Here is a 9,667-nt window from a genome sequence, read left to right as displayed (position 1 = left end):
CGTTCCTCGGTTGGTCATCGCCGCGCCGTCCTCCGGCAGTGGCAAGACCACCGTTGCCACGGGGTTGATGGCCGCGTTCGCCTCACGGGGGCTTGCCGTGTCTCCGCACAAGGTCGGGCCGGACTACATCGATCCCGGGTATCACGCGCTCGCGACCGGGCGGGTGGGGCGGAATCTCGACGCGTATCTGTGTGGGCCGGAGTTGGTCGGGCCGCTCTTCGCGCACGGTGCTCGCGGGTGTGATCTCGCTGTTGTCGAGGGTGTGATGGGGATGTACGACGGGGCTGCGGGGGAAGGGGAGTTGGCGTCCACGGCGCATGTGGCGAAGTTGCTGCGGGCGCCGGTCGTTCTTGTCGTCGACGCTTCTTCGCAGTCTCGGTCTGTTGCCGCGTTGGTGCATGGGTTCGCTTCCTGGGATCCGGAGGTTCGGGTCGGGGGCGTGATCCTGAACAAGGTCGCGTCCGATCGGCACGAGGCCTTGTTGCGGGAGGCGTTGGACTCGGCGGGGGTGCCGGTGCTGGGTGTGTTGCGGCGGGCTCCTCAGGTGGATACGCCTTCTCGGCATCTGGGGTTGGTGCCGGTCGCCGAGCGGCGGGCTGCGGCGGTGGAGGCTGTTGCGGCGATGGGGGCGCAGGTGGTCGCCGGGTGTGATCTTGAGGGGTTGTTCGCGCTGGCGCGTAGTGCGGGGGCGTTGTCGTGTGCGGCTTGGGATGCGGCTGAGGCTTTGGTTTCCTCGCCCCCGCCGCCCCGACCCGTCCCATCACTGGGGGCTGCGCCCCCAGACCCCCGCTTCGGCCCTGAAAGGGCCTCGTCCTCAAACGCCGGACGGGCTGAAAGTGGCGGCCCGCGTCCAAAAGTGAATGGGCAGGCCGATGTTGCCGCCAACTCGAAAGTGAGGGTTGCCGTCGCCGGTGGTCCCGCCTTCACCTTCTCCTACGCCGAGCACACCGAACTTCTCAGCGCGGCCGGTGCCGAGGTCGTCGTGTTCGATCCGCTGCGGGATGAGCAACTTCCTGACGGGACACGCGGGTTGGTGATCGGGGGCGGGTTTCCCGAGGTGTACGCCGCGGAGTTGTCGGCGAACGAGCCGTTGCGCAAGGCCGTTGGCGCGCTCGCCCACACTGGCGCGCCGGTCGCCGCCGAGTGTGCCGGACTCCTCTACCTGTCCAGGGAGTTGGACGGGATGCCCATGTGCGGGGTGCTCGATGCGTCCGCGCGGATGAGCGAGCGGCTGACTCTGGGGTATCGGGATGCCGTCGCGTTGAGCGACAGTGTGCTGGCCGTGGCCGGGACGCGGATGCGGGGGCACGAGTTTCATCGGACCGTCGTCGAGCCCGGCTCGGGGGCGGCTCCCGCCTGGGGGGTTCGCGCCCCTGAGCGGCGGGTCGAAGGTTTCGTACAACAGGGTGTGCACGCGAGTTATCTGCACACGCACTGGGCGGCCGAGCCCGGTGTGGCCCGTCGGTTCGTGGAGAGGTGCCGGACGTCATGAGCAGCAGCAGGTTGATCGGAGTCGGGGTGGGTCCCGGCGATCCGGAGCTGGTGACCGTCAAGGGCGTCAACGCTCTGCGGGCCGCCGATGTCGTGGTCGTGCCGGTCATGGACAGCGGGGAGCGGGGGCGGGCCGAGGCCACCGTTCTGCATTACGTGCCTGAGGAGAAGGTGCTGCGGGTCGTGTTCGCGCTGAACGAGCGGACCGACCGGGCCCGGCGCGAGGCCGCCTGGGATGCCGCGGGGGCGAAGGTCGCCGAGCTGCTCGGCGCGCATCGCGTCGTCGCGTTCGCCACCATCGGGGACCCCAACGTCTACTCCACCTTCACCTACCTCGCCCTGACCATCGGGGAGTTGGTGCCGGGGACCGTAGTCGAGACCGTGCCCGGGATCACCGCCATGCAGGATCTCGCCGCGCGGTCCGGGGCCGTACTCACCGAGGGGACCGAGCCGCTCACGCTCGTGCCCGTGACCGCGGGGGCCGCCGTGCTCAAGGACGCGCTGGCCGGGCCGGGGACGGTCGTGGCGTACAAGTTCGGGCGGCAGGCCGCGGAGGTCGCCGAGGCGCTGCGGGTGACCGGGCGGATCGGGGACGCGGTGTGGGGGTCGGCGCTCGGGCTGCCCGAGGAGTCGATCCGGCCCGCCGCCGAGCTGGACGGGGAGCCGTTGCCGTACCTCTCCACGCTCATCGCGCCCGCGCGGCGCGAAGGCGGGCGGGGCGGGAAATTGTGACCGGTCGTAGATGTCGTAGACGTCGTGGATCAGGCCGCGAGGCCTACCACCAGCCAGATGAACGCCGCTCCCGCGACCGTGCACAGCAGGGTCGCGGGTGCGGGGTGTTCGTGGTGGGCCTCGGGGAGGATCTCGGCGGCGGCGAGGTAGAGGAGCACGCCGCCGAAGAAGCCGAGATAGCCGCCGAGCAGGGCCTCCGGGATGGTGAGGAAGGCCGTCGAGGCGGCGCCCGCCACCGGGGCCGCCGCGTCCGCGACCAGCATCGCGATCGCCTTGCGGCGGGCGTTGCCGTACAGACTCGTGATCGTGTACGTGTTGAAGCCGTCCGCGAAATCGTGAGCGATGACCGCGAGCGCGACCGCCGTGCCCATGCCGCCGCCCACCTGGAAGGCCGCGCCGATGGCGACCCCGTCCATGAAGCTGTGGCCGACCATCGCGGACGCCGCCGTGAGACCCACCTCGGGCGCGCGGCCGTTGTTCTCCTCGGCTCCGTGCGAGGCCTGGCGGGCGGCGAGCAGGCGTTCGACCAGATGGGCCACGAGGAAGCCGGCCACGAAGAGCAGCAGGGCGGCCGGTACGCCGAAGACCTCGCGGCCCGCCGCGTGCAGCGCCTCCGGCAGCAGGTCGAGGCCGACCACGCCCAGCATCAGGCCGCCGGCCAGGCCCAGGACGAGATGACGGCGGTCGGTCACACGCTGTGCCGTCCAACCGCCGGCCAGCGTCATCAGGAACGCGCCGAGCGCGACGAAGACCGCCATAGTCCCCTTGCTATCCGATCAACCCCTGTTCGCGCACATCCTGGCCCACTCCGCCCCCATTCGTATTGACGTTCCCCACGTCTCCCACGTTCCGTATGTTCCGCGTGTTCCGCATGTTGTGTTTGAGAGGATCCGACCCCATGGCCGATGCCGCTGCCGACGCCGATACCCCCGTCGGCAAGGTGACCTTCGTCGGTGCCGGCCCCGGCGCCGCCGACCTGCTGACGTTCCGAGCCGCGCGCGCCATCGCCGAGGCAGACGTCGTGATCTGGGCGGCCAGCCTGGTGCAGGCCGAGGTCCTCGACCACGCGCGCGAGGGCGCCGAGATCCTGGACTCGGCGACGATGTCCCTGGAGGACGTCGTCGCCGTCTACGAGCGGGCCCGGAGCGAAGGGCTGCGCGTCGCGCGTATTCACTCCGGCGATCCCGCCCTCTGGGGCGGTACTCAGGAGCAGGTCGACCGGTGTGCCGCGATCGGGATCGCGACCGAGATCGTCCCGGGTGTCTCGGCGTTCTCCGCCGTCGCCGCCCTCGCGCAGCGCGAGCTGACGATCCCCGAGGTCGCGCAGTCCGTCGTCCTCACCCGGCTCGGCGGGGGCAAGACGCCGATGCCGCCCGGGGAGGAGGTACGGGAGTTCGCGCGCCACGGCACGACCATGGCGATCTTCCTGTCGGCCGCCCGCAGCGGGCAGTTGGTGCGGGAGCTGCTGGAGGGCGGCTATCCGACGGAGACGCCCGTCGTCGTCGCCTACCAGGCGACCTGGCCCGAGGAACTGATCGTGAAGTGCACGATCGCCACGCTGGAGGAGACGGTCAAGGAGCACAAGCTCTGGAAGCACACCCTGTTCCTGGTCGGCCCGGCCCTCGACGCCCACGGCACCCGCTCGCACCTCTACCACCCGGGCCATTTCCACGGCTACCGCAAGGCCGACCCGGAGGCTCGCCGGGCCCTGCGCTCGCGGGGTGCCAGCACGTGATCACGGTCGTGGGGATGGGGACGGGGGAGGTAGTCGCGGAGGACGTGCTCTACGGCGCCCGGCTCGTCGTCGGCGGCCGGCGGCATCTCGCCGCCATCACCGTCCCCGAGGACGCCGAGCAGGTCGTCCTCGGTCCGCTCGCGCCCGCCCTCGACACCATCCAGGCCTACGTCGAGAAGGGCGAGCCCGTCGTCGTGCTGGCCTCGGGGGACCCCGGGTTCTTCGGGATCGTCCGGGCGCTGGCGGAACGGTTCACCGGCGACGCCCTCGACGTCCGCCCCGGCGTCTCCTCCGTCGCCACCGCCTTCGCCCACGCCGGGCTGACCTGGGACGACGCCGTCGTCGTCAGCGCGCACGGACGTGACCTGCGTACGGCGGTCAACGCGTGCCGCGCGCATCCCAAGGTCGCCGTGCTGACCGGACCGGGCGCCGGACCCGCCGAGCTGGGCGCCGCGCTCACCCACCGGACCGGCGGGCGTGTCCTCGTCGTCGCGTCCGCGCTGGGCTCCGCGGAGGAGCAGGTGGAGCGGGTCACGCCCGCCGAGGCCGCCGCCCGGGACTGGGGTACGGCGGTGAGTGTGGTGCTGTGTCTGGACGAGTCGCGGGTCCTGGGTGCCGTGCGGACGGTCGCCGGGGCTGGCGTCGGGCCTGCCCAATGGGCGCTGGACGAGCGGGAGTTCGAGCACCGGGACTCGATGATCACCAAGTTCGAGGTACGGGCGCTGGCGCTGGCCCGGCTCGGGCCCCGGCTCGGCGACCTGGTCTGGGACGTCGGCTCGGGCTCCGGGTCCGTGGCCGTCGAGTGCGCGCGGCTCGGCGCCGCCGTCACCGCCGTCGAGAAGACCCGGGACGGTGTCGAGCGGATCCGCGCCAACGCCGAGGCGCACGGCGTCGACGTCCACACCGTGCACGGGGCGGCGCCGACCGTGCTGTCCGACCTCGACGACCCCGACGCCGTGTTCGTCGGCGGGGGCGGGCGTGAGTTGCCCGCCATCGTCACCGCGTGCGCGCGGCGGGCCCGGCGGACCGTGGTCGTCGCGATGGCCGCCCTGGACCGGGTACCGGCCGTGCGGGAGGCTCTCTCGGCGGCCGGACTCGCGGTCGACGGGGTGCTGTTGCAGTCGTCCCGGCTGGCGCCGCTCCCGGGTGACGTGACCCGGCTCGCGGCCACCAATCCTGTTTTCCTGTTGTGGGGCGTCCGGCCTCCGGCATCTGTTGAAGGAGTTGCTCAGTGATCGGCCTCATCTCCGCCACCGCGGCGGGAGCGACGGCGCGGGACCGGCTGGCCGCCGCGTGGCCGGACCGTACGCGCGTGTACGAGGGTCCCGTCGGCGACGCCGTCCGGACCGCGTTCGCGGAGTGCGAGCAGCTCGTGTGTTTCCTCGCCACGGGAGCCGTCGTACGGCTGATCGCCCCGCTGCTGGGCGACAAGCGGACCGATCCTGGGGTCGTGACCGTCGACGAGGGCGGGCGGTACGCCGTCTCGCTGGTGGGCGGACACGGCGGCGGGGCCAATGAACTCGCCGTGGAGGTGGGCGAGTTGCTCGCCGCGCAGCCGGTGGTGACGACGGCTACGGACGCGGTCGGTGTGCCCGGTCTCGACACGCTCGGGTTCCCCGTGGAGGGGGATGTCGCCGGGGTCACTCGGGCCCTCCTGGACGGCGAACCGGTCGCCCTGGACGCCGAGTTGGCGTGGCCGCTGCCGCCGTTGAAGGTGTCGCCCCAGGGGGCCTACGTCATCCGCGTCACCGATCACGCCGTCGAACCCGGCGAGCGGGAGGTCGTACTGCGACCGCCGTCCCTCGTCGTCGGGGTCGGCGCTTCCAAGGGCGCACCCGTGAACGAGGTGCTCGGACTGGTCTACGACGCTCTGCGCGAGGCGGAGTTGTCCGTCGGCAACATCGCCGAACTCGCCACCGTGGACGCCAAGGCGGACGAGCCCGGCATCGTCCAGGCGGCTCAGCGGCTCGGGGTGCCACTGGTGACCTACTCCGCCGAGGAGTTGGCCGCCGTGGAGGTGCCCAACCCGTCGGACGCGCCGCTCGCCGCCGTGGGCACGCCGTCCGTGGCGGAGGCCGCCGCGCTCGTCGGCGGGGGTGAACTCCTCGTCCCCAAGCGGAAGTCGGAGCGCGCCGACGGGCAGGCGGCGATGGCGACCTGTGCTGTCGTACGACGGCTCGCGCGCGGGCGGCTCGCGGTGGTCGGGCTCGGGCCCGGCGCCCGGGATCTGCTCACGCCGCGTGCGAAGGCCGAACTCCGGCGCGCCGCCGTGCTGGTGGGGCTCGACCAGTACGTCGACCAGATCCGGGATCTGCTGCGGCCCGGGACCGTCGTCCTGGAGTCGGGGCTCGGTGCCGAGGAGGAACGGGCGCGTACCGCCGTGGCCGAGGCGCGCAAGGGGCAGGCCGTCGCGCTGATCGGCAGCGGTGACGCCGGGGTGTACGCGATGGCCTCGCCCGCGCTCGCGGAGGCGTCCGACGACATCGACGTGGTCGGAGTCCCGGGCGTGACCGCCGCGTTGGCCGCCTCGGCGATCCTCGGGGCGCCGCTCGGCCACGACCACGTGTCCATCAGCCTCTCCGATCTGCACACGCCGTGGGAGGTCATCGAGCGGCGGGTCCGGGCGGCGGCCGAGGCGGACATCGTGGTGACGTTCTACAACCCCCGTAGCCGGGGCCGGGATTGGCAGCTCCCGAAGGCCCTCGCGATCCTCGCCGAGCACCGGGAGCCCACGACTCCGGTCGGTGTCGTACGGAACGCCTCGCGGCCCGACGAGTCCAGCCGGCTGACGACATTGGCCGCGCTGGATCCGGCGTGGGTCGACATGATGACGGTGGTGACCGTGGGCAACACGGCCACCCGGGACATCGCGGGGCGCATGGTGACGCCGCGCGGGTATCGCTGGCAGGCGTCACAGGCAGGGCAGACAGGGCAGACAGCGCAGGAGGTGGCGAAGTGAGTTCTGTGGACCGTGCGGACCGTGTGATCCATCCGATCGAGGTGGAGTCCTACCGGCGGATGCGCGCCCGGCTGGACACCTCGCACCTCCCGCCGCTGACCCGTGCGGTCGTGGAGCGGGTCGTCCACTCCGCCGCCGATCTGGAGTACGCGTCCGATCTCGTCCTGGACGAGGGCGAGTTGGCGAAGGCGCACCGCGCGCTGCACGCCGGGGCGCCGGTCGTCGTGGACGTGCGGATGGTCGCGGCCGGAATCACCCGGCGCGAGACCGTCTGCCGACTCAAGGACGCCAAGTCCGGTCCGGGGACGACCCGTTCGGCACATGCGATCCGGCTCGCCTACGAGGAGGTCGGGCCCGGTGCCCTCTGGGTGATCGGCAATGCGCCCACCGCCCTGGAGGAGTTGCTGACGCTGGACGCCTCCCCCGCGCTCGTCATCGGGCTGCCCGTCGGTTTCGTCGGCGCGGTCGAGTCCAAGGCCGCGTTGCGCGCGAGCGGGCTGCCCGCGGTGAGCAACGTGTCCGAGAAGGGCGGTTCGGCGGTGGCCGCGGCTGCCCTCAACGCCCTGCTGTATCAACCTGTTTCACCTATCGAGGAGAAATCGTGACCACCCCGCCGCCCGCCCTGCTCATCGCCGGACACGGCACCCGGGACGAGGCCGGAGCCGAGGCGTTCCGGTCCTTCGTACGGGAGTTGGGCCGCCGTCACCCCGAACTGCCTGTCGCGGGCGGGTTCATCGAGCTGTCGCCGCCGCCGCTGGGCGACGCGGTGACCGAGCTGGTGGAGCGGGGGGCGCGCCGGTTCGCCGCCGTACCGCTGATGCTGGTGTCCGCCGGGCACGCCAAGGGGGACATCCCGGCGGCGCTGGCCCGGGAGAAGGAGCGGCACGAGGGGATCTCGTACACGTACGGCCGTCCGCTGGGCCCGCATCCCTCGCTGCTGAAGGTGCTGGAGCGGCGGCTCGACGAGGCGCTCGGCGAGTCGGTGCGCACGCCCGCCGACCGGGCCGACGTGACCGTGCTGCTGGTGGGCCGCGGTTCGACGGACCCGGACGCCAACGCCGAAGTGCACAAGGCGGCGCGGCTGTTGTGGGAGGGGCGCGGATACGCTGGCGTGGAGCCGGCGTTCGTGTCGCTCGCGGCGCCGGACGTGCCGAGCGGCCTGGACCGGTGCGTGAAGCTGGGCGCCCGGCGGATCGTCGTCCTGCCGTACTTCCTCTTCACCGGCATCCTGCCGGAGCGGGTGCGGCAGCAGACGGAGGGCTGGGCGGCGGCGCACCCGGAGATCAATGTCCTGTCCGCCGAAGTCATAGGCCCGGAGCCGGAGTTGCTGGACCTGGTGATGGAGCGGTACCGGGAGGCGGTCAAGGGTGATCTGCGGATGAACTGCGACTCGTGCGTGTACCGCATCGCACTGCCCGGCTTCGAGGACAAGGTGGGGCAACCGCAGCAGCCGCACTTCCACCCGGACGACGACGGCCACGACCACGACGGTCACCACCACGGGCATCACCATCACGGTGGGCACGCCCATGCACACTGACAGAGCCCACGGCCACGATCCGACGGACAGAGCGCACGATCTGCGCCATCACGGTGACGTCGAAGTCCGGGACGACGGCGCCCAGTTGATCGACCTCGCCGTGAACGTCCGCGCGGACACGCCACCGGCCTGGCTGCGGGAACGGATAGCCGGTTCGCTGACCGGGCTCGCCGCCTACCCGGACGGGCGGGCGGCGCGGGCCGCGGTCGCGGCGCGGCACGGGCTGCCGGTGGAGCGTGTGCTGCTCACGGCGGGTGCCGCCGAGGCCTTCGTGCTGCTCGCTCGCGCCCTGAAGGTCCGTCAGCCGGTCGTCGTGCACCCGCAGTTCACGGAGCCGGAGGCGGCTCTGCGGGACGCGGGGCACTCGGTGGGGCGGGTGCTGTTGCGGGAGGCGGACGGCTTCCGGCTGGGCCCGGGAGCGGTGCGGGCGGTGCCCGAGGACGCGGACCTGGTGCTGATCGGCAACCCGACGAACCCTACGTCCGTCCTGCACACCGCTGCGGTGATCGCCCAACTCGCGCGCCCCGGGCGGACGTTGGTGGTCGACGAGGCGTTCATGGACGCGGTGCCGGGTGAACGGGAGTCGCTGGCGGGCCGGACCGACATTCCCGGCCTGGTGGTGCTCCGCAGCCTCACCAAGACCTGGGGGCTGGCGGGGCTGCGGATCGGCTACGTCCTGGCCGCCCCCGAGACCATCGCGGAACTGGAGCGGGCCCAGCCGCTCTGGCCGGTGTCCACGCCGGCGCTCGCCGCGGCGGAGGCCTGCATGGAGTCGCGGGCCCTCGCCGAGGCCGCCCACGCCGCGCACCGCGTCACCGCCGACCGTGCCCATCTCGTCGCCGGGCTGGCCGAGTTCGCCCCCGACGGACTCCGGGTCATGGAACCCGCCGAGGGGCCGTTCGTCCTCCTCCGCGTCCCGAACGCGGTGGCCGTACGCCGTCATCTCCGCGACCTGGGCTTCGCCGTTCGCCGTGGGGACACGTTCCCGGGGTTGGACGAGGAGTGGCTACGGCTCGCTGTGCGCGACCGGGCGACAGTGAACCGGTTCTTGCAGGCGCTGGACCAGGCGGTGACGTTGGCGGGGCGGTGAGGGTGGCTCCGCCCTGCACCCACCCACCAAACCTTTCGCACCCACCCACCCGTCTCGGTGGGCTGAGAGGTCACCGTCAAAACCCTGCCCGCCCGACTCGGTCGGTCGAGAGGCCAGCCT

General features: G+C 72.4%; 9 protein-coding genes. 8 read left to right on the top strand and 1 reads right to left on the bottom strand.

Translation table 11 applies throughout. From position 1 onward, the window contains the following. Positions 1–10: 10 nt before the first annotated feature. A complete protein-coding gene (locus tag OG194_RS36585) occupies positions 11–1,492 on the top strand; it encodes a cobyrinate a,c-diamide synthase (RefSeq protein ID WP_442811685.1) in 1,482 nt (493 codons plus the stop codon). Then, positions 1,477–2,223 carry a precorrin-2 C(20)-methyltransferase gene (gene cobI / locus OG194_RS36580; protein WP_327405032.1) on the top strand — a complete coding sequence of 249 codons (747 nt, stop codon included), beginning with the start codon at positions 1,477–1,479 and terminating at the stop codon, positions 2,221–2,223. The genes OG194_RS36585 and cobI overlap by 16 nt, the downstream gene beginning before the upstream one ends. 29 nt (positions 2,224–2,252) lie before the next feature. Here the strand turns inward: cobI and OG194_RS36575 are convergent, their stop codons facing one another. Next, positions 2,253–2,981, bottom strand: a complete 729-nt coding sequence (locus OG194_RS36575) for a ZIP family metal transporter (RefSeq protein WP_327405031.1) — start codon at positions 2,979–2,981, stop codon at positions 2,253–2,255. A gap of 140 nt (positions 2,982–3,121) precedes the next feature. On the opposite strand from OG194_RS36575, the gene cobM reads away from it, so the two are divergent. Genes cobM through cobC form a run of 6 tightly spaced genes read left to right on the top strand, consistent with a single transcriptional unit; the run spans position 3,122 to position 9,547 of the window. Beyond that, on the top strand, positions 3,122–3,958 hold the full coding sequence (gene cobM, locus OG194_RS36570) for a precorrin-4 C(11)-methyltransferase (protein WP_327405030.1): 837 nt from the start codon (positions 3,122–3,124) through the stop codon (positions 3,956–3,958). Continuing rightward, complete coding sequence (gene cbiE / locus OG194_RS36565) at positions 3,955–5,193, top strand: precorrin-6y C5,15-methyltransferase (decarboxylating) subunit CbiE (RefSeq protein ID WP_327405029.1); 1,239 nt, start codon at positions 3,955–3,957, stop codon at positions 5,191–5,193. The genes cobM and cbiE overlap by 4 nt, the downstream gene beginning before the upstream one ends. After that, positions 5,190–6,917, top strand: a complete 1,728-nt coding sequence (gene cobJ, locus OG194_RS36560) for a precorrin-3B C(17)-methyltransferase (protein WP_327405028.1) — start codon at positions 5,190–5,192, stop codon at positions 6,915–6,917. Before cbiE ends, cobJ begins: the two co-directional genes overlap by 4 nt. Continuing rightward, on the top strand, positions 6,914–7,522 hold the full coding sequence (locus tag OG194_RS36555; RefSeq protein WP_442811684.1) for a precorrin-8X methylmutase: 609 nt from the start codon (positions 6,914–6,916) through the stop codon (positions 7,520–7,522). The genes cobJ and OG194_RS36555 overlap by 4 nt, the downstream gene beginning before the upstream one ends. Continuing rightward, positions 7,519–8,457 (top strand): sirohydrochlorin chelatase, encoded by a 939-nt coding sequence (locus OG194_RS36550; protein ID WP_327405027.1) that lies wholly within the window; start codon positions 7,519–7,521, stop codon positions 8,455–8,457. The genes OG194_RS36555 and OG194_RS36550 overlap by 4 nt, the downstream gene beginning before the upstream one ends. Continuing rightward, the gene (gene cobC, locus OG194_RS36545; RefSeq protein ID WP_327405026.1) at positions 8,447–9,547 is read left to right on the top strand and encodes an Rv2231c family pyridoxal phosphate-dependent protein CobC; all 1,101 of its coding nucleotides are present in this window, start codon (positions 8,447–8,449) and stop codon (positions 9,545–9,547) included. Before OG194_RS36550 ends, cobC begins: the two co-directional genes overlap by 11 nt. Positions 9,548–9,667 lie beyond the last annotated feature (120 nt).

Origin of the sequence: Streptomyces sp. NBC_01288, from assembly GCF_035982055.1 — a bacterium.
Taxonomy (GTDB): Bacteria; Actinomycetota; Actinomycetes; order Streptomycetales; family Streptomycetaceae; genus Streptomyces.
The sequence above is the reverse complement of the archived record's forward strand: the minus strand, read 5'-3'. Positions and strand labels throughout refer to the sequence as shown.

Coding starts and splice junctions, on each gene's coding strand:
- cobM (WP_327405030.1), top strand. CDS start 3,122: ATGGCCGATGCCGCTGCCGACGCCGATACCCCCGTCGGCAAGGTGACC.
- cobC (WP_327405026.1), top strand. CDS start 8,447: ATGCACACTGACAGAGCCCACGGCCACGATCCGACGGACAGAGCGCAC.
- OG194_RS36575 (WP_327405031.1), bottom strand. CDS start 2,981: ATGGCGGTCTTCGTCGCGCTCGGCGCGTTCCTGATGACGCTGGCCGGC.